This window comes from Marivivens donghaensis (assembly GCF_030410045.1).
Classification (GTDB): domain Bacteria; phylum Pseudomonadota; class Alphaproteobacteria; order Rhodobacterales; family Rhodobacteraceae; genus Marivivens; species Marivivens donghaensis.
On record NZ_JAUFRA010000005.1, the window covers coordinates 329068 to 347267 of the forward strand.

17 protein-coding genes are annotated in these 18200 nt (G+C 57.3%); 10 read left to right on the top strand and 7 right to left on the bottom strand.

The genetic code is table 11. From position 1 onward, the window contains the following. The first annotated feature begins 33 nt into the window (after positions 1-33). Complete coding sequence (locus QWY83_RS07210; protein ID WP_249945483.1) at positions 34-705, top strand: DUF2461 domain-containing protein; 672 nt, start codon at positions 34-36, stop codon at positions 703-705. Next, positions 702-1589 (top strand): LysR family transcriptional regulator, encoded by an 888-nt coding sequence (locus tag QWY83_RS07215; protein ID WP_249945482.1) that lies wholly within the window; start codon positions 702-704, stop codon positions 1587-1589. Before QWY83_RS07210 ends, QWY83_RS07215 begins: the two co-directional genes overlap by 4 nt. Here QWY83_RS07215 and QWY83_RS07220 read toward each other — a convergent pair. Further along, positions 1586-2095: a DUF2867 domain-containing protein gene (locus tag QWY83_RS07220; RefSeq protein WP_249945481.1), complete on the bottom strand. Its 510-nt coding sequence runs from the start codon at positions 2093-2095 to the stop codon at positions 1586-1588. The genes QWY83_RS07215 and QWY83_RS07220 overlap by 4 nt on opposite strands. A gap of 156 nt (positions 2096-2251) precedes the next feature. On the opposite strand from QWY83_RS07220, the gene parE reads away from it, so the two are divergent. Then, on the top strand, positions 2252-4210 hold the full coding sequence (gene parE, locus QWY83_RS07225) for a DNA topoisomerase IV subunit B (protein ID WP_249945480.1): 1959 nt from the start codon (positions 2252-2254) through the stop codon (positions 4208-4210). Between the two features lie 15 nt (positions 4211-4225). Further along, the gene (locus QWY83_RS07230) at positions 4226-5002 is read left to right on the top strand and encodes a hypothetical protein (protein WP_249945479.1); all 777 of its coding nucleotides are present in this window, start codon (positions 4226-4228) and stop codon (positions 5000-5002) included. Here the strand turns inward: QWY83_RS07230 and QWY83_RS07235 are convergent. Beyond that, positions 4993-5361, bottom strand: coding sequence for a c-type cytochrome (locus QWY83_RS07235; RefSeq protein WP_249945478.1), 369 nt, complete (start codon positions 5359-5361; stop codon positions 4993-4995). The two genes, QWY83_RS07230 and QWY83_RS07235, sit on opposite strands and share 10 nt — an antisense overlap. Positions 5362-5479: 118 nt before the next feature. On the opposite strand from QWY83_RS07235, the gene QWY83_RS07240 reads away from it, so the two are divergent. Beyond that, a complete protein-coding gene (locus QWY83_RS07240) occupies positions 5480-5914 on the top strand; it encodes a DMT family transporter (protein WP_249945477.1) in 435 nt (144 codons plus the stop codon). Here QWY83_RS07240 and QWY83_RS07245 read toward each other — a convergent pair. From QWY83_RS07245 to proS, 3 genes are all read right to left on the bottom strand, one after another. Then, entirely contained in the window at positions 5898-6581 is a 684-nt protein-coding gene (locus tag QWY83_RS07245) for an ABC transporter ATP-binding protein (protein ID WP_249945476.1), read from the bottom strand. The genes QWY83_RS07240 and QWY83_RS07245 overlap by 17 nt on opposite strands. Further along, positions 6574-7875, bottom strand: a complete 1302-nt coding sequence (locus tag QWY83_RS07250) for an ABC transporter permease (RefSeq protein WP_249945475.1) — start codon at positions 7873-7875, stop codon at positions 6574-6576. The genes QWY83_RS07245 and QWY83_RS07250 overlap by 8 nt, the downstream gene beginning before the upstream one ends. Positions 7876-8003: 128 nt before the next feature. Then, on the bottom strand, positions 8004-9359 hold the full coding sequence (proS, locus tag QWY83_RS07255) for a proline--tRNA ligase (RefSeq protein WP_105236323.1): 1356 nt from the start codon (positions 9357-9359) through the stop codon (positions 8004-8006). Between the two features lie 227 nt (positions 9360-9586). On the opposite strand from proS, the gene QWY83_RS07260 reads away from it, so the two are divergent. Genes QWY83_RS07260 through QWY83_RS07275 form a run of 4 tightly spaced genes read left to right on the top strand, consistent with a single transcriptional unit; the run spans position 9587 to position 15191 of the window. After that, complete coding sequence (locus QWY83_RS07260) at positions 9587-10711, top strand: AI-2E family transporter (protein ID WP_249945474.1); 1125 nt, start codon at positions 9587-9589, stop codon at positions 10709-10711. Beyond that, on the top strand, positions 10708-11373 hold the full coding sequence (locus QWY83_RS07265; RefSeq protein ID WP_249945473.1) for a P-loop NTPase family protein: 666 nt from the start codon (positions 10708-10710) through the stop codon (positions 11371-11373). The genes QWY83_RS07260 and QWY83_RS07265 overlap by 4 nt, the downstream gene beginning before the upstream one ends. 49 nt (positions 11374-11422) lie before the next feature. Continuing rightward, positions 11423-13591 carry an RNA degradosome polyphosphate kinase gene (locus QWY83_RS07270; RefSeq protein WP_249945472.1) on the top strand — a complete coding sequence of 723 codons (2169 nt, stop codon included), beginning with the start codon at positions 11423-11425 and terminating at the stop codon, positions 13589-13591. Between the two features lie 46 nt (positions 13592-13637). After that, complete coding sequence (locus tag QWY83_RS07275) at positions 13638-15191, top strand: Ppx/GppA family phosphatase (protein WP_249945471.1); 1554 nt, start codon at positions 13638-13640, stop codon at positions 15189-15191. Here the strand turns inward: QWY83_RS07275 and QWY83_RS07280 are convergent. Continuing rightward, positions 15186-16190, bottom strand: a complete 1005-nt coding sequence (locus QWY83_RS07280) for an endonuclease/exonuclease/phosphatase family protein (protein ID WP_249945470.1) — start codon at positions 16188-16190, stop codon at positions 15186-15188. The genes QWY83_RS07275 and QWY83_RS07280 overlap by 6 nt on opposite strands. Further along, entirely contained in the window at positions 16187-16867 is a 681-nt protein-coding gene (locus tag QWY83_RS07285) for a molecular chaperone DjiA (RefSeq protein WP_249945469.1), read from the bottom strand. Before QWY83_RS07285 ends, QWY83_RS07280 begins: the two co-directional genes overlap by 4 nt. A 134-nt stretch (positions 16868-17001) precedes the next feature. Between QWY83_RS07285 and nhaA the strand changes: the two genes are divergently transcribed. After that, positions 17002-18180: a Na+/H+ antiporter NhaA gene (gene nhaA / locus QWY83_RS07290; protein ID WP_249945468.1), complete on the top strand. Its 1179-nt coding sequence runs from the start codon at positions 17002-17004 to the stop codon at positions 18178-18180. Positions 18181-18200 lie beyond the last annotated feature (20 nt).

An 18200-nucleotide genomic window follows, 5' to 3' on the forward strand; every position in this document is an offset into this window, starting at 1 on the left:
GTTTGTCAGTAGACACCCCTCGCCCGACACCGCATGATCCCCGCGAACGACAGTGGTGCTGCTATGACTTTCGAGACATTTATTGAGACTGCCCAACCGTTTTATCGGACGCTGGCGGCGAACAATTCCAAAGACTGGTGGGCCGCAAACCGCGCCACCTATGACAAAGAGATCAAGCCAACCGCGCTTGCTCTGCTGGATGAAATTGCACCACGACTGAGCGACCTATTGGGTGATCCCGTCACCACCAAACTGTTCCGCCCGCACCGTGACACCCGGTTCTCTAAGGATAAGACGCCCTACAAGACCCACCTGCATGTGCTCTGGCAAGTGAACGAAGGACGCCAGCCCGTGGCCTATTTCTTTGGCATCGAACCAGATCAAGTGCGGATCGGCGGCGGGATGATGGCGATGGAGAAAGACGTTCTCGACGATTGGCGCAAATTTGTTGATCTCGACGCCACTCGGGTAGCGCGGATTGTGGACGGGGTGAAAACGGCAGGCTTTAGCTTGCGCGAACCAGAACTGGTGCGCGTGCCGCGTGGCTTTGCGCCTGACCACCCGAATGCGGACCTCTTGCGCCACAAGTCGATGATTGCGACCCGACCCTTGGGCGGCTCTGGTCCCCTTTGCGATCGGATCATGGACGGGTTAAAGGAGTTCAAACCCCTTGGGGACCTATTGCTTTCGGTGGCCTGCGCATGATCGACAAATTGGAAATGTTCATCGCCCTCGCCCGCGAGGAACATTTCGGACATGCATCGGAAAGTTTGGGGATCACCCAGCCGACGCTCTCTGCGGGGATCAAGCAGCTTGAGAACCAGTTGGGGGTTCAGCTGGTCTATCGCGGGTCGCGCTACGGTGGCCTGACGCCCGAAGGTGCACGCGTGTTGGATTGGGCGCGGCGGATCGTGGGCGATGTGCGCGTCATGAAACAAGAGATGCGCGCCGCCCGTGAGGGTCTATCTGGCGACATTCGTTTGGCCGTGATCCCGACGGCACTGCCGATGGTGGCCGATCTGACCTCGGCCTTTTCCAAAGAACACACCAACGTGCGTTTCACGATCCTATCGCGGTCGTCGATTGAAATCCTCGACATGCTTGAGGGATTGCAGATCGACGGTGGGATTACCTACCTCGACAACGAACCTCTGGGCCGCGTGGCGACTGTGCCCTTGTATGAGGAAGACTACGCCGTCATCTGCCACAAGGGGTCCGACCTTGCGAAACGGTCGAAATTGGAATGGTCCGATCTTGCAGATGCGCCCCTCTGTCTGCTGACACCCGACATGCAGAACAGACGGATTATCAACCAAAACCTCGCGGCGGCGGGCATCACCCCTGCCCCAACTGTCGAAAGCAACTCGACCTTGGTTTTGGTAAGCCACGTGGAAACGGGGCAATGGGTGACGATCCTGCCCCTGCGGATTGCCGCGTTCCTAACGACAGGCAAAGACCTCACGTCTGTTCCACTCTCCGCACCAGAGCGGAGCCATAGCATCGGGTTGATTGCAGCAGACCGCGACCCACAGACCCCTGTGATGGCCGCGCTATTGGGCTACGCATCCCGTATCGCGAAACGCCGCTAGAACCGCGCGGCAGCGGAACGGATGATGCGAATGATCATCTTTCCAAAGATCACAATATACCACCGCATATACCTTTTGTGCAAAATAGCCGATCCCGTCAGGACAACGTCCTCTTGGTCTGCGGACATGGTGATGCAGAGCATGCCCCTGCGGACCTTATCATCCAAGATCAAACACAGTTTATGATCGCTAATGGTTTCGACGGTGAAGCTACCGATCTTAGTTCCTTGTTTCGGGGGATAATCGATATCCATCTCGGCGGGTTTGAAGGGCTTCGTCCCGAACGGCAACAGAACGAGGTTGCGAACCTTGAGAATGAAATGCGACCACCATGGTAGCGAAGCGTTCGCCTTTGCCCAAACCTCCCACGCGGTCATGGGATGAGGCAGCGGCTGCGCCAATGACAGAAAGAAATCGAGATCTTCCAACGGCGCAATGATAGAGGCTGGATTAGGTCGAACCTGTCCATTTGTCTCTAACGTTAATGTGGTGATCCGCGACGGCATTGTCCCCCTTCATACCTAAAGTATAACACAAGTTCTAATTTTCAACTCGCCCAAACGACGATCTTTTCGATCATCATGTGGATAAAGCAAAACCAGAGATTGCCCCCCCGCGTCGGTTAGGCCACTATATGCGGCAACAAAGCAAAGAGCAGCGATATGGCCGACGACCTTCTATCCGGCGCAGAGCCGACCGATTACGACGCATCTTCTATTGAAGTCCTCGAAGGGCTCGAACCTGTCCGCAAACGTCCGGGCATGTATATTGGCGGCACGGACGAACGGGCGCTGCACCACATGGTCGCGGAAATCCTCGACAACTCCATGGACGAGGCCGTTGCAGGTCACGCCAATCGGATTGAGGTCGAACTGCACGCGGACTACTCAATTTCGGTGCGCGATAACGGTCGCGGGATGCCCGTCGATCCCCACCCGAAGTTCCCAGGTAAATCCGCGCTCGAGGTTATCCTAACCGTTCTGCACGCAGGCGGTAAATTCTCGAACAAGGCTTATTCGACCTCTGGCGGTCTGAACGGCGTGGGCTCGTCGGTCGTGAACGCGTTGTCGGATTCGATGATCGTGCAGGTCGCGCGGAACAAAGAACTCTACGAACAGAAATTCTCGCGCGGAGTGCCTCTTGGTCCGATTGAGAAAATCGGCGCGGCTCCGAACCGTCGCGGCACGACTGTGACGTTCCACGCAGACCCTGACATCTTTGGCTCGCAGAAACTGAAACCTGCCCGCCTGTTCAAGATGACACGGTCCAAGGCCTATCTGTTCTCGGGCGTTGAAATCCGCTGGAAATCCGAAATCGATGACGGGGAAACCCCGACTGAGGCCACGTTCCGTTTCCCGAACGGCCTGTCGGACTTCCTTAATGAATCGCTCGAAGGGGTCAGCACCTATTCCGAAAAACCCTTCTCTGGCAAAGTCAGCTTTGAGGATAAATTCGGCGTACCCGGCTCGGTCGAATGGGCGATCAACTGGACACCGTCGCGCGATGGCTATCTCCATTCCTACACAAACACCGTTCCCACGCCCGAAGGTGGCACCCACGAAGCGGGGTTCTGGGCTGCGATCCTCAAGGGTATCCGCGCCTACGGTGAACTGGTCAGCAACAAAAAGGCCGCACAGATCACCCGCGAGGACCTGATCACAGGCGGCTGTGCACTCTTGTCGATCTTCATCCGCGAGCCCTCTTTCGTCGGCCAGACCAAAGACCGCCTCTCGACCGAGGAAGCCGCGAAGTGGGTGGAAAACTCCGTCCGCGACCACTTTGACAACTGGCTCGCTGCCGATACCAAATCGGCGGGCGCGATCCTTGATTTCCTTGTCCTGCGCGCCGAAGAGCGACTGCGCCGCCGTCAGGAAAAAGAGACCCAACGCAAAACCGCGACCAAGAAACTCCGCCTGCCGGGGAAACTGGTGGACTGTTCTGCCACCAACCGCGAGGGCACCGAACTTTTCATCGTGGAAGGTGACTCTGCGGGTGGCTCTGCCAAGATGGCGCGGGATCGCAAAACCCAAGCCCTCCTGCCGCTGCGTGGTAAAATCCTGAACGTCCTTGGCGCCGCGTCGAACAAGCTCGGCACGAACCAAGAGATCAGCGACCTGACCCAAGCGCTCGGCGTTGGGCTCGGCACGAAATTCAACGTCGACGACCTGCGCTATGACAAGGTCATCATCATGACCGACGCGGACGTGGACGGGGCGCACATTGCCTCGCTCCTCATGACGTTCTTCTTTACGCAGATGCGCCCGATGATCGACCACGGGCACCTCTACCTCGCCTGCCCGCCGCTGTTCCGCGTCACCCAAGGGGCGAAACGCGTCTACTGTCTGGACGAGGCCGAAAAGAACGCCGTGCTGGAAAAAGGGCTTGGCGGTAAGGGCAAAATGGATGTGTCCCGCTTTAAAGGCTTGGGCGAAATGGACGCCAAAGACCTCAAAGAAACCACCATGGACCCCGCCTCCCGCAAACTCATCCGCGTCACCATCGACGAGGACGAACCGGGCGAAACCGGCGATCTGGTCGAGCGCCTCATGGGCAAAAAACCCGAGCTAAGGTTCCAGTATATTCAGGAAAACGCGCGGTTTGTTGAAGAGTTGGATGTTTAAACTTACGCGGAATGAATGGACGAATTAGAGCTTTCAGTTAAATCGATTTTAGGTAACCGGCTATTAACCTCAATCGAATGCAATGGATTATACATACCCTCTAGCGAGATCACAGAATATTGCGGTCGTTATTCAAACCCCGCGCTTTATTACGATGAAAACTTTGGAACATTTGGATTATCGAGAGGTGGTAGCGCTACATATGTGACATACAGGTCGCGCTATTTTGTAATCACCTCCAAACACCAACAAAGAAAATTAAATGCTGATTATAAGACTTTTTGCGTCCACAACACTGAGCGCTCGAATTTTATCACCTCACATTCAGTCCACTTTCCTCTGAACGACCCAGAAGAAAATCACGATTTTTTAGTTTATGAATTCACTGATGCTGTAAATGATGGTGCACTTAGTCAGCATATTTGGTTTGACATAAATCGACAAGATTTCGCTCAACCAACCATCAAACCAAATTTTGTGATTACTGTTGGATTTCCAGCTCACAGAGCTTCCATAATTTACGAGGAAGACCGATACACAAGAGCGCCAAATGCAGTAATCGGCAAAGAGTGTCCACCAACTATTTCAAACCGATTGTGCTTTGCTCCAATAGAACAAATCAAATTCGACCCCAAAGGAATGTCTGGCGCTCCCGTCTTCGGGATAGTCCTGGAAGACCTAAAATATAGTCTTTTTTTCGCTGGGATTGTAACCGAAGCAAATACTAAGAAATTTCACTTCTACAAAGCTCGGCACATACTAAGAATGGTTGAAAAGGCCTCTCACTCCTGAATGCTCTCCAGATACCCTGCGAGGGCCAGCAGCTCGGCGGGCACGGGGGTGCGGTCGACCATGACGATCTCGCCCATGTCGCCCGCTCCGAACTCTGGCATCGGGTTGTCGGGGGAGTGGTGGAGGCCGTCGATGGTGCTCATCACCGCGTTCACGTCAAAGATACCGCCGTTGCGGGCTGCGATCTGGGTCAGATCGGGCGGCGTTTTGGCGAGGCCAGCGGCGGCAAAGCCGTTGCCCTTGGCGTCCTCACCGTGACAGGCAGCGCATTCGTCGGCAAAAATCTTGCGGCCATCCGCGACCTCTTCGACGCAGGCGGACAGACCAAAAGCGGCAAGAAGGATAAAGGCGGGTTTCATGACTGCTCTCCCCAATGTTTGTTGCCCCCATTGTCCCAAAGCGCGGGGCAAAGGTAAACAGGAATTGCGCGTCCCTGTCCGATCGGTCTAACGTCCCGCAGGGGCAGGAGGAATTTTCATGAACAGTTCGTATGTTGTGATGCTACTCGCAGGGATCGGCGTGCCCGTTTTGGCGGCATTGAACGCGGCCTTGGGGCGCACAATCGGGTCACCTGCAGCGGCAGGATCGGTCCTGTTCATCGTAGCCTTCTGCGTGGCGCTGGTGGTGGCGCTGTTCACGGGGCCAGAGGGCTATGGCAAGCTGCTGAGCGCGCCAAAGCACCTGTTCCTCGCAGGGTTCCTGATCGCGTTTTACCTGCTGTCGATCACGTGGATCGCGCCGAAAATCGGCATCGGCAACGCGGTGTTTCTGGTGCTGATCGGCCAGTTGATTTCCGCCGCAGCGATTGACCATTTCGGGCTGTTTGGCGCGAACCAGACGCCGATCTCCCTGACCCGCGCGGCAGGGATCGCGATCATGGCGGTGGGTGTTTTCGTTACGCAGAAGGTGTAACCGCGCCCGCGTCGAGCCGCACGATACGGTCCATCCGCGCCGCGAGGTCGTGGTTGTGCGTGGCGATGAGCGCCGAGAGGCCCGTGGCACGAACGAGCGTCATCAGAGCATCAAACACGCGGTCAGAGGTATCAGGGTCGAGGTTCCCCGTCGGTTCATCCGCTAAGAGGAGCGCAGGCCCATTGGCGAGTGCCCGACAGAACGCCACACGTTGCTGTTCGCCCCCCGATAGCGCGGCAGGACGGTGCGCAGCGCGTTCCGCAATCCCAACGGTATCGAGTAGTTCGAGCGCCCGCGCCTTGGCCGCGCGTTCGCTGACGCCATTGGCGAGCTGCGGGAGCGTGATGTTTTCGAGAGCGGTAAATTCGGGCAGCAAGTGGTGGAACTGGTAGATAAAGCCGACCCCTGCCCGTCGGATCGCGGTGCGCCGCCGATCAGAGAGGCCCGTCATATCCTCGCCCCCGATGGACACCATGCCCGTGTCCGGCGTGTCGAGTAGCCCCGCGATATGGAGAAGCGTCGATTTCCCCGCACCAGAGGGCGCGACAAGAGCGACAACCTCGCCCTCACCCACAGTCAGATCAACGCCACGCAGGACCTGCACTTCGTTTGGTTTGCCGTGGTTGTAGCCTTTAGTGATGCCTGACAGGGTGAGGGTGTTATTCATAGCGCAGCGCCTCCACCGGGTTCATGCGGGCTGCACGGCGTGCAGGCAAAAGGGTGATCGTCCACGACAGGCCGAGCGATAGCGCGACCGCCGAGACGACATTCGACAGGCGCAGTTCGGCGGGCAGATGATAGATGCCACGGATCGACGGGTCCCAGACGCCGCCGCCAGAGACATAGTTAATCAGGCTAAAGATCGGGTCGATGTAGACCGCGAACAGGCACCCGAGGATCACGCCCGCGATGGTGCCAACGGTCCCGATGCTCGCCCCGCAGATAAAGAACACGCGCAGGACGGACCCTTCGGTCAGGCCCATGGTGCGCAGGATTCCAATGTCGCGGCCCTTGTTCTTTACCAGCATGATCAGGCCCGAAATGATGTTCATCGAGGCAATCAGGACAAGGATCGCCATGAGAACGAACATCACGTTATCTTCGACCGTGAGGGCACGCAGGAATGCCCCAGCACTGTCGCGCCACGTCCAGATCAGGGCCCGATCGCCAGCAGCAATCAGGATGGGGGCCAGCAGATCATCGACGGCTTCTGGGTTCTCGACCATCACCTCGATCTCGTCCGCGACACCGTCTTTGTTAAAGAACAGCTGCGCCTGCGCCATAGGCAGATAGACCCGCGTGCGGTCGATGTCCCAACGACCAGCGGTAAAGATATAGACCACCTCATAGGCACTCACCCGCGGACTGGTGCCAAAGGCCGTGCGGGTGCCATTCGGTGAAATCAGCTTGATCGTGTCACCAATGGTCACGCCCAGTTCACGCGCTACGCCAGAGCCAATCGCGATACCGTCGCCAAAGCGGGCTATGTCCCCCAAGGCAACCTCGGGTTCAACAATGCGCGGGATGGTCAGAAGGTCGTCGTAGGCGATGCCGTAAACCTCTACCCCTGCGTTTGCGTTGGTGAAATTCGCCATAACCTGACCGCGCACCAATGGCGCAGCGCGGGTCACGCCCTCCACCCCGCGCAGGGCAGCGGCCATATCGGTGGCATTGGAAATCGTGCGGCTCACCTGCCCGTTTTGATCGACTTCCATCGTTTGATAGACGGTCACATGGGCATTCGCGCCAAGGATGGTATCCACGAAATCAGAGCGGAACCCAGACCGGATGGCCATCGTCGCAACCAGCGCAAAAACGGCGAGCATAATGCCGATGAGGCTGATCCAGGTCATCACCGAAACGCCACCCTCTGCACGGCGGGCGCGAATGTAGCGCCATGCGATCATCCACTCAAAGCGGGAAAACGGTGCGGTGGATCGTGCCTTAGGCAGTTCGGTCATAACGGCTCCTGTCTGTCGGAACGGACCTTATGGAAAGGGCACAAAGGGTCAAGTCACTCTCCCGTGGCTTGCGCGCCTTTGTGCCCATAATAGTCAAAATAGCGCGGGTACTGCGCCCCCGCCCCAGATTACGCGCCTTTTGGATGCGGATGCTTTGCGTAGATCTCTTTGATCTTCGCGATAGCCTCAGCGGGCGCCATCTCAACGCTTTCGCCTGTGCGGCGCGAGGTCAATTCAACAACGCCATTCGCCAGACCACGCGGACCAACGGTGATGCGCCACGGTAGACCGATCAGGTCCATTGTCGCGAATTTGCCGCCAGCGCGTTCGTTGCGGTCGTCATATAGCGGTTCAAACCCAGCAGCGGTCAGTTCCGCATAGAGGCTTTCACAAGCCGCATCTGCCGCATCATCACCCTGCTTCAGGTTCACGATACCAACGTGGAACGGGGTCACGCCTTCAGGCCAGATGATGCCCTTTTCGTCATGGCTTGCCTCAATGATCGCACCCAACAGACGCGATACGCCGATACCATGCGACCCCATGTGGACAGGAACCTTGTTGCCTTCGTTGTCGACAACGGTCGCGCCCATGGCGTCCGAATATTTGGTGCCAAAGTAGAAAATCTGACCCACTTCGATACCACGAGCCACACGACGGCGTTCTTCTGGCACTTCGTTAAAGACCGCCTCATCGTGGGTCTCATCGGTGCGCGCGTAACGGCTGGTAAACTCTTCCAGAACCGCCTGACACTGTTCGCGGCTATCGTAGTCAATCTCACGATCACCAAAAGTCAGATCGGTGATCTGGCTATCGTAGAACACCTCGGACTCACCCGTTTCCGCGAGGACGAGGAACTCGTGGGTGTCATCGCCGCCAATCGGGCCAGAGTCCGCACGCATCGGGATCGCCTGCAGGCCCATGCGCTCGTAGGTGCGCAGGTAGCTGACGAGGTGACGGTTATACGCGTGCAGCGCGTCCTCTTTGGTGAGGTCAAAGTTGTAGCCGTCTTTCATATAGAACTCGCGGCCACGCATCACGCCGAAACGCGGACGCACTTCGTCGCGGAATTTCCACTGGATTTGATAGATAGTCAGCGGCAGGTCTTTGTAGCTGTTCACATGAGCGCGGAACACGTCCGTGAACATTTCCTCCGCGGTCGGAGAGAACAGCATGTCACGGTCGTGACGGTCCTTCATCCGCAGCATTTCCGGGCCGTATGCGTCATAACGACCAGACTCGCGCCATAGGTCCGCTGGCTGCAGCGTCGGCATCTGCATCGGGATGTGACCCGCTTTGATCTGTTCATCATGAACGATGTTCTCGATCTTACGGAGAACTTTGAACCCGAGGGGCAGCCAAGAATAAATCCCCGCTGCCTGCTGCTTGATCATACCAGCACGCAGCATCAGGCGGTGCGATACAATCTGCGCTTCGGCAGGGTTTTCTTTCAGAACAGGAAGGAAGTAGCGGGAAAGGCGCATATCACGGTCCAGCAATTTAATGACAAGGTTACCCCTTCCGCTATCGGAAACCACCCCCATGGGCAAGTCAGACCTCGCGATCCCTGCCTTTGTGCCGCAAATATCCCGGGGGAGGCCACCGCAGGTGGACGGGGGCAGCGCCCCAAAACCCGCCCTAACCCCGCGCAGGACTTGATTTATCTGACCAGAAGGCTGACATAGACCTAACGCGACGATAGGGGCATGGCATGGGACTTCCGGTCAAAGAACAGGTGAAATACTGGGGCATCGCCACAGCTATTTTGGTGTTTTTGCTCTATTTCCTCGGCAACGTGATCCTGCCCTTCGTTCTAGGTGGAGCGGTCGCCTATATGCTCGACCCCGTTGCAGATCGGTTGGAGCGGGCGGGCTTTAGCCGTGCGGCCTCTGTCGGCGTGATCAGTATCGGTGCAACGATCCTCTTTGTGATCGCGGCTCTCTTGATCATCCCCGTGCTGATCCAACAAACAGCATCGCTCTTTAATTTCATCGGCACATCGGTCGATACCGCGCCTACAGTTCTGCGCGATCTCGATAAATGGCTCACGGATACCTTCCCTGCCCTTGCGCAAAATGACATCACGCTCTCGGGTAGCCTCAAAAACGTGGCCTCCACCGTACAGAGCAAGGGCGGCGATTTCCTAAATGGTCTGCTCTCTTCGGCGATGAGCCTGATCAACGTGATCGTCCTATTGGTCGTCGTGCCTGTTGTGGCGGTCTACTTGCTCTATGATTGGGACAATATGGTCGCTGAGATCGACAGCCTCTTACCGCGCGATCACTTGGGCCAAATCCGCAGCATCGCGACCGAGATCGACAAAACGCTCGCCTCCTTCATCCGTGGGCAAGGCACCGTCTGCCTCATCCTTGGCATTTTCTACGCGGTAGGCCTCATGATCGTTGGTTTGCAGTTCGGCCTCGTCGCTGGTGCCATTGCGGGGCTTTTGACCTTTATCCCTTACGTTGGCGCTCTGGTCGGTGGCCTTTTGTCGATCGGCCTCGCGCTGTTTCAATTCTGGAATAGCGTTGAGGTGATTGACGGTGCAACCACGACCTTTGCCACGGATTGGTTGAGGATCGGGCTTGTCGCTGCGATCTTTGGCCTTGGCCAGTTCCTCGAAGGCAATTTCCTGACACCAAAACTCGTCGGTAGCTCGGTCGGCCTGCACCCTGTTTGGCTGATCTTTGCGCTGTCCGTCTTTGGCACCTTGTTCGGTTTTGTTGGGATGCTCGTTGCAGTTCCAGTTGCCGCGATGATCGGCGTTGTGGCCCGTCACGCCATCCGAAGCTACAAGAACGGACGCCTCTATCGGGGCTTTAGCGATACCGAATGACCCCGCGCCAGCTGTCCTTTGATCTACCCCCTAACGTCGCGTTGGGCCCTGACGATTATTTCGTGTCAGAGGCCAATGCCCACGCCTATGTCATGGTAACAAACCCTGACGGCTGGGCCGATGGCAAGCTCGCCCTAATCGGCCCTAAGGGGAGCGGCAAAAGCCATCTGTCGCGCGTGTTTCAGCACCTTACAGGTGCCACCGTTTGGAAAGCTGGGCAGATTGGCGCGACGCTCGACCTGCCCTCTTGCCCGATTGTGATCGAGGATCTAGAGGCCCTACAGCCTCAGTCCGAGGAACCTCTGTTCCACCTGCACAATCACCTTCGCGCGCAGCGCTTGCCCCTGCTGCTGACCGCCACAACACCGCCGAGCCGTTGGAGCATCACCCTCCCCGACCTCGCCAGCCGTATGCAAGCAGCACCCACCGTGCATATTGCGGACCCTGATGATCGCCTCCTGAGCGCCGTGTTGATGAAGCATTTTGCCGACCGCCAACTCACGCCGAAACCCGCACTGATCTCTTACCTTGCGGGTCGGATTGAACGGTCATTTTCTGCCGCTGACGACATCGTATCAGCGCTGGACAAAGAGGCTCTCGCGACGGGGCAACCGATTGGAATTAAACTAGCTGGTAGGTTGCTGGACAATCCATCAGATTAGGCGCGATAATGGTCACATAAACGTTGCAATTGCGCAGCATAAGGCCGCCATGACACTCGCAAATTTCCTGACCGCAAAGTTCCCCGAAGCCGTTGAGGCCGATTTTGACCTCTCCAGCCCATCCCGTTTCTATAACCGAGAGTTAAGCTGGCTTGGCTTCAACTGGCGTGTCTTGGAAGAGGCCGAAAACCTGCGGGTTCCGCTGTTGGAACGCCTGCGGTTTTTGTCCATTTCGGCAACCAACCTCGACGAGTTTTATACCGTGCGCGTTGCGGGTCTGCGGGAACTGGCACATGCGGGCAACATGACCCCTGCGCTCGACGGTCTTACACCTGTCGAACAACTCGCGCTGATCAACGCGGACGCCCGCGATCTGATGATGCGCCAACAGTCGACGTTTAACGCGCTCAAGGCTGAACTAGCGCAAGAGAAAATCCATATCCTGTCACGCACTGACCTGATCGAAGGTGACGCAGAGTTTCTGGAAAATGTGTTCCTGAACAACGTGTTCCCCGTTCTTTCTCCACTGGCTGTTGACCCTGCACACCCCTTCCCGTTCATTCCGAACACGGGCTTTGCGCTGGCGCTGCAGCTGGAGCGGACCGCTGACAAACGGTCCATGCGCGCGCTCCTGCCCGTGCCGCATCAGATCGACCGCTTCATCGCGCTGCCGACAGTTGACGGGGATCGGTTCCTGCCGCTCGAAGAACTGCTTTTGTTGCACATCCACCGCCTCTTTCCTGGCTACAAGGTCAAAGGCGACTGTGCGTTCCGCGTGCTGCGCGACAGCGACCTTGAGGTCGAAGAAGAAGCCGAAGATCTGGTGCGCGAATTTGAGGTCGCCCTCAAACGTCGTCGTCGCGGTGAAGTCGTCCGGATGAAGATGACCGCAGGCGCGCCTGACGGGCTGCGCGACATGATCATGCACGAACTGCACGTTGACGAATCCGAAGTGGTGATTGTGGACGGTATGCTCGGTATGGCCGACCTCAAACAACTGGTCCTCGACAGCCGTCCTGACCTTTTGTGGTCGCCTTACACGCCGCGCGTTCCCGAACGGGTTCAGGACCACGGCGGCGACATGTTCAAATCGATCAAACAAAAGGACATGCTGCTCCACCACCCCTACGAGACCTTCGACATGGTGGTGCGGTTCCTCAAACAAGCGGCCGCCGACCCGAATGTGGTCGCGATCAAACAGACACTATACCGAACGTCCAAGAACTCCCCAATCGTTGAGGCGCTCTGTGAGGCGGCAGAGGACGGCAAATCCGTGACCGCGCTGGTCGAGCTTAAGGCCCGCTTTGACGAGGCCGCGAACATCCGTCAGTCGCGCCGTTTGGAACGGGCTGGCGCGCATGTGGTGTATGGCTTTACCACACTGAAAACTCATGCGAAAATCTCGACCGTAGTGCGCCGCGAAGGAGATCAACTGGTCACCTATACCCACTACGGCACAGGCAACTATCACCCGATCACCGCAAAGATTTACACCGACCTGTCGTTCTTTACCTGCGATGCGGCCTTGGGTCGGGACGCGACGAAAGTGTTCAACTACCTGTCGGGCTATGTGCAGCCAGACGGACTAGAGAACCTGACGATTGCACCAATGGGCCTGAAACAGCGCCTCATCGAAATGATCGATCTAGAGATCGAACATGCCCGCGCGGGCCGCCCTGCTGCGATCTGGGCCAAGATGAACAGCCTCATCGAAGAGGACGTGATGAACGCGCTTTACCGCGCGAGCCAAGCGGGCGTGAAGATTAGCCTCGTCGTGCGTGGCATCTGCGGCATTCGTCCGGGGATCAAAGGACTGTCGGAAAATATCCGCGTCAAATCCATCGTCGGTCGGTTCCTCGAACATTCGCGCATCGTCTGTTTCGGCAATGGCGGCGGACTTCCGGGCAAAGAGGCACGTGTGTTTTTCTCGTCTGCGGACTGGATGGGGCGTAACCTCAACCGCCGTGTTGAGACACTGGTTGAAGCTAAGAACCCGACCGTCAAAGCGCAGATCGTCGATCAGATCATGTCGGCCAACATGGCGGATATCGCGCAGAGCTGGATCATGGGGCCGAATGGCAAATTTACGCGTGTCGCCGTGCCCGAGGATAAATTCGCCTTTAGCTGCCATAAGTTCTTTATGGAGAACCCATCGCTGTCTGGTCGCGGATCGGCCGGGGCCACGGGTGTCGTGCAACTAACGCACACCGAAGATTGACACCGCCCCCCTCCCCGTCCAAAGGTCTGGGAGGACCGGAGAATCCATGACGACCACGACCCAGACAGACGACACCGACTGGGGCCCCTTTGGGCGGCCTTTGTTTGACGATCCTCAAGCCAAAGCGCTCGCGCGTGTCGGCGTGTTGGACGTTGGCTCTAACTCTGTTCGTATGGTGGTCTTTGACGGCGCTGCCCGTAGCCCTGCCTATTTCTATAACGAAAAAGTTATGTGCGCTCTCGGCGCTGGACTTCGTGAAACGGGTCGGTTGAACCCGACAGGCCGCGCCCGTGCGCTGGCTGCCATCCGCCGCTTTGCGGCTCTCGCCGAAAGCATGGATGCACCTTTGACCGCTGTTGCCACGGCTGCCGTGCGCGAAGCCGAAGATGGCGATGAATTCAGCCGCGAAGTTCTGGAAAAAGCAGGCGTCAAGCTGCACATCATTGATGGTCGCGAAGAGGCCCGCCTTTCGGCGCAAGGTGTTCTGCTGGGGTGGCCCGGCAGCTTTGGCATGGTCTGTGATATTGGCGGCTCGTCAATGGAGTTGGCGGATATCAAAGATGGCAAGGTTGGCCACCGCCTCACCTCGCCCCTCGGTCCACTGCGCCTCAAAGGGTTCACCTCAAAGCGCGACCTCAAGGCCCATGTCAAAGAGATCATGCAGGGCATGCATGCCGAGATGGACTATGAGACAGGGATGCGGCTATTTCTGGTCGGCGGCTCATGGCGTGCCATTGCGCGCATTGATATGGAGCGGCGCGGCTATCCCCTGACCGTTCAACACGAATACCGAATGACCGCCCGCAACGTCTCCACGACGGCGGATTACATCGGCTCTGCAAACCTCGACGATCTGCGCAGCCGTTGTGGTATTTCGTCCGAGCGTATGGCGCTGGTGCCCATCGCAATCCACGTGCTCAAGGAACTGGTGAAAACCTTCCGCCCCAAAGATATCGCAGTGTCGTCCTACGGTATCCGTGAGGGTCTTTTATACGAACAAATGCCTCAAGAGCTGCGTGACCGCGATCCGCTGATTGAAGCCAGTCGTTATGCGGAATCAAAAGACGCGCGTTTGCCCGGATTTGGCAAAGTTCTCTACGATTTCGTGACGCCGCTGTTCCCCAATGCAAATTGGCAGAAACTGCGCATCATCAAAGCCGCCTGCCTCTTGCACGATGTGACATGGCGCGCCCACCCCGATTACCGCGATGAGGTGGCATTCGATAACGCGACCCGTGCGAACTTGGGCGGGTTGAAACACGAAGAACGAGTGTTGCTCGGTCTCTCGCTGTTTCATCGCTATTCCAGCAAGCGTCAGGGGTCTCGTCTGGAACCTCTGTTTGCCCTGCTCGATGAACAGCAAATCCGTGAGGCAGAGATCCTAGGTCGGGCGATGCGCTTGGGCGCGATGCTGTGGCTCAAGGCCGAGGGAAATCCGGGGCAGTTTATTTGGAAGCCCAAGAAGCGCGAGCTGGAACTGGTGCTGAACGCAGAGACAGAGCCGCTATGGGGTGAAGTGTCTGAGGCGCGGTATAACTCACTGGCCAAGGCGATGGACGCGGTTTCGGCAACCGTCCGCATCCTGCCAAAACAGTCATAAATTAAGGTCGATCGTGACGGGAAAATGGTCCGACGCGGTCAATAAGGCCTCGCGCAGTTCGGGCGTGCCGTAGCAGACTGGATTGTCGAACGGATGCCAAATCCGCCAGCGCGGATCATGGTCCAATAGTTCTGGCGACACCATGACATAATCGAGCAACGCACAGAGGTAGTTGTCATCCCCCCCCATCCGAAACCGCGATGTGGTCGGCACAGCGCCGAGTTTTTGGGTTAGAGCCGCCCGTGCATGAGGATCAAACAGACGCGGTTGGTCGCCCTCGCCCATCACAATCTCAATGCTGGACCGACCAAAAAGCTTTTCATATTCGTCGAGCCCAGGGCCATCGTTGAAATCACCCAAAACGATCAGGTTATTGCCCTGCGCCAAATGGTAATCAATCCGACGGCGCAGCCAAAGGCACTGTGCCAATTGCTTGCGTCTGTTCTCAATCGCGATCCGCATTTGTTCATGGATATTGCGGGCACCGTGCGGGGCCTTTGATTTCGCGTGAACGCCAATCAGCCGCAAATCATGCCCTGCCTTTGTCCGCAATGCGACCTCATTCGGGGGTTTGGACCATTGCACAAGATCGAGATCAGCATCGACATCGAGATCAATCTCGAACGCCGCATCGAACCGCGGGGCGTCGGGGTGAGACAGGGGATCATGTCGCGCCTCAAATACATCGGGATCATAGAGCAGCGTGATTTCTTGCTGCGTATCATTCGAAAACCCAATCAAAGCCTTTCGCGCCCGCAACCCATATTCGGCGGCAAAGTTCTGGAGGGCGATGACCCCGCTCCGCCGACGATTGTCGTCTGGAGCCTCAATCACCATCACGGCATCGGCGTCGAGTGCAGTGAACACGATCCCCAAGGCATCGAGCTGCTCACCCCGCTTTACATTCAATCGCCCCGACCAGCGATGATCGTGCAGAAGCCGCCCATTATCGTCGAATAAGTTGGTAAACCATTCGACGTTATAGGTGGCTATCCTCATGCGGCTTTGCCGTTAATCTGATCCCACGCGGTATTCACGGCTATGAGACGCGCTTCGGCGAGTTTGATCGCCTCCTCGGGAAGGCCACGCGCTATCAGACGGTCAGGATGGCTTTCGCGCACGGCATCGCGCCAGACCTTACGAATGTCATCAATCGGCATATCGGGCGAAACGCCCAGCACGTCATAAGGATCACGCTCTGCATCGGGGACGAACTGCGCGCGGATGGTGCGGAACCGACGCTCATCGAACCCAAGTATCTCTGCCACACGCCGCAAAAACGCGTCCTCAGCCTCGTGATATTCACCGTCCGCCATCGCAATATGGAACAAACCTTCCATAAGGTCGCAGAGCGGTGCGCGGTCATCACCGAACATCTTTGCGACGCGAGCCGCGTAATCCTCAAACCCTGCAACGTCTTGTCGCGCAAGGTTAAATAGCTTTGCCGCCTGTGCCTCATCTTCGGGCGCGATGGTGAACACTTCGCGGAATGCGGCCACTTCATCGCGGGTCACGAGGCCGTCGGCCTTGGCCATTTTGGCGCCTAAGGCAATCACCGCGATGGTAAAGGCTACCGATCGTTCGGGCGGCGTGCGGAATTGTTCAAACACAGCCGCCAACCCCTCGCCCTTGCGAAGAGCGGCCAGAGCATCAGCGATACGTGTCCAAATCGACATCGACGGGCTTCCCGTTGTGCTAGAATCGACAAAGTCACCTGCAATTATGCACAGACAAACCGTGTTCAACTGGTTGATGCAAGCGCCTGAGTGCTTACCTGACTTTAAATTAACTATAATTGTCGGGAATTACCATGTCTCTTGCCTCTGCCCTCGATCGCTTTTTCCGCCATGAAGCGGCGGGAGGGATCGTTCTCATGCTGTCCGCAGCCTTGGCGCTCATCGTCGCCAACTCTGGACTGACGGATCTCTACCACGGTGTTCTCAACACATATTTCGCCATCACCTTTGACGGCGAAGGGCTGCAGAAACCGCTGATCCTCTGGATCAACGACGGTTTGATGGCGGTGTTCTTCTTCCTAATCGGGCTAGAGCTAAAGCGCGAGATGTTAGAGGGAAAGCTGAAAAACCCGCGCGACGTGATCCTGCCGGGTATGGCGGCGGTCGGCGGCATGGTCGTGCCTGCGGCGATCTATGCGGCGATCAACTGGGGCAATCCCGAAACCATCCGTGGCTGGGCTATTCCTGCTGCCACCGACATCGCCTTTGCGGTGGGTGTGCTGGCGCTGCTCGGCACGCGGGTGCCGTCCGCGCTCAAGGTGTTCCTGCTGACGCTCGCGATCCTCGACGACCTCGGCGCGATCATCATCATCGCGCTGTTCTATACGGCGGATTTGAAAATCGATTACCTCTGGCTGGCGCTGATCCCTCTCGCAGGTCTGTGGTTCCGCAATTACATGGGCTTCCACCGCGTGGCGCCGTCGGTCCTGCTGGGCATCATCCTGTGGTTCTTCGTTCTGAAATCGGGCGTGCATGCGACGCTGGCTGGTGTGATCACCGCGTTCTTTATCCCTCTCAAGGATAAATACGGAAAATCGCCGCTGCATTCGGTCGAACATGGCCTGACGGACTATGTGTTTTTCCTGATCGTGCCGATCTTTGCCTTCGCAAACGCGGGTGTTGTCCTCAAAGGGATCACGATTGACCAGATGTTCGCCCCGCTCCCCATCGGTATCGCGCTCGGCCTCTATCTGGGTAAGAAAATCGGCGTGTTTGGCCTGACGTGGCTCATGGTGAAAGCAGGTCTGGCGAAACTGCCCTACGGCGTCAACTGGCGGCACATCTACGGTGTCAGCTGTCTGGCGGGCATCGGGTTTACCATGTCGCTCTTTATCGGCGGCCTGAGCTTTGGCGAAGGTGGTGTGCTGATGAACGAGGTGCGGATTGGCGTTCTGCTCGGTTCTATCCTCTCCGCGATCACGGGGTATCTGGTGCTGCGCAATGCAGGCAATCCAGAGGTCGAAAAGGCCTAACGCAAAAGGGGGCCTCGCGG

Coding starts and splice junctions, on each gene's coding strand:
- QWY83_RS07275 (WP_249945471.1), top strand. CDS start 13,638: ATGACGACCACGACCCAGACAGACGACACCGACTGGGGCCCCTTTGGG.
- QWY83_RS07280 (WP_249945470.1), bottom strand. CDS start 16,190: ATGAGGATAGCCACCTATAACGTCGAATGGTTTACCAACTTATTCGAC.
- QWY83_RS07245 (WP_249945476.1), bottom strand. CDS start 6,581: ATGAATAACACCCTCACCCTGTCAGGCATCACTAAAGGCTACAACCAC.
- QWY83_RS07230 (WP_249945479.1), top strand. CDS start 4,226: ATGGACGAATTAGAGCTTTCAGTTAAATCGATTTTAGGTAACCGGCTA.
- QWY83_RS07240 (WP_249945477.1), top strand. CDS start 5,480: ATGAACAGTTCGTATGTTGTGATGCTACTCGCAGGGATCGGCGTGCCC.
- QWY83_RS07260 (WP_249945474.1), top strand. CDS start 9,587: ATGGGACTTCCGGTCAAAGAACAGGTGAAATACTGGGGCATCGCCACA.
- QWY83_RS07220 (WP_249945481.1), bottom strand. CDS start 2,095: ATGCCGTCGCGGATCACCACATTAACGTTAGAGACAAATGGACAGGTT.
- QWY83_RS07250 (WP_249945475.1), bottom strand. CDS start 7,875: ATGACCGAACTGCCTAAGGCACGATCCACCGCACCGTTTTCCCGCTTT.
- QWY83_RS07285 (WP_249945469.1), bottom strand. CDS start 16,867: ATGTCGATTTGGACACGTATCGCTGATGCTCTGGCCGCTCTTCGCAAG.
- nhaA (WP_249945468.1), top strand. CDS start 17,002: ATGTCTCTTGCCTCTGCCCTCGATCGCTTTTTCCGCCATGAAGCGGCG.
- QWY83_RS07215 (WP_249945482.1), top strand. CDS start 702: ATGATCGACAAATTGGAAATGTTCATCGCCCTCGCCCGCGAGGAACAT.
- QWY83_RS07235 (WP_249945478.1), bottom strand. CDS start 5,361: ATGAAACCCGCCTTTATCCTTCTTGCCGCTTTTGGTCTGTCCGCCTGC.
- QWY83_RS07265 (WP_249945473.1), top strand. CDS start 10,708: ATGACCCCGCGCCAGCTGTCCTTTGATCTACCCCCTAACGTCGCGTTG.
- proS (WP_105236323.1), bottom strand. CDS start 9,359: ATGCGCCTTTCCCGCTACTTCCTTCCTGTTCTGAAAGAAAACCCTGCC.
- QWY83_RS07270 (WP_249945472.1), top strand. CDS start 11,423: ATGACACTCGCAAATTTCCTGACCGCAAAGTTCCCCGAAGCCGTTGAG.
- QWY83_RS07210 (WP_249945483.1), top strand. CDS start 34: ATGATCCCCGCGAACGACAGTGGTGCTGCTATGACTTTCGAGACATTT.
- parE (WP_249945480.1), top strand. CDS start 2,252: ATGGCCGACGACCTTCTATCCGGCGCAGAGCCGACCGATTACGACGCA.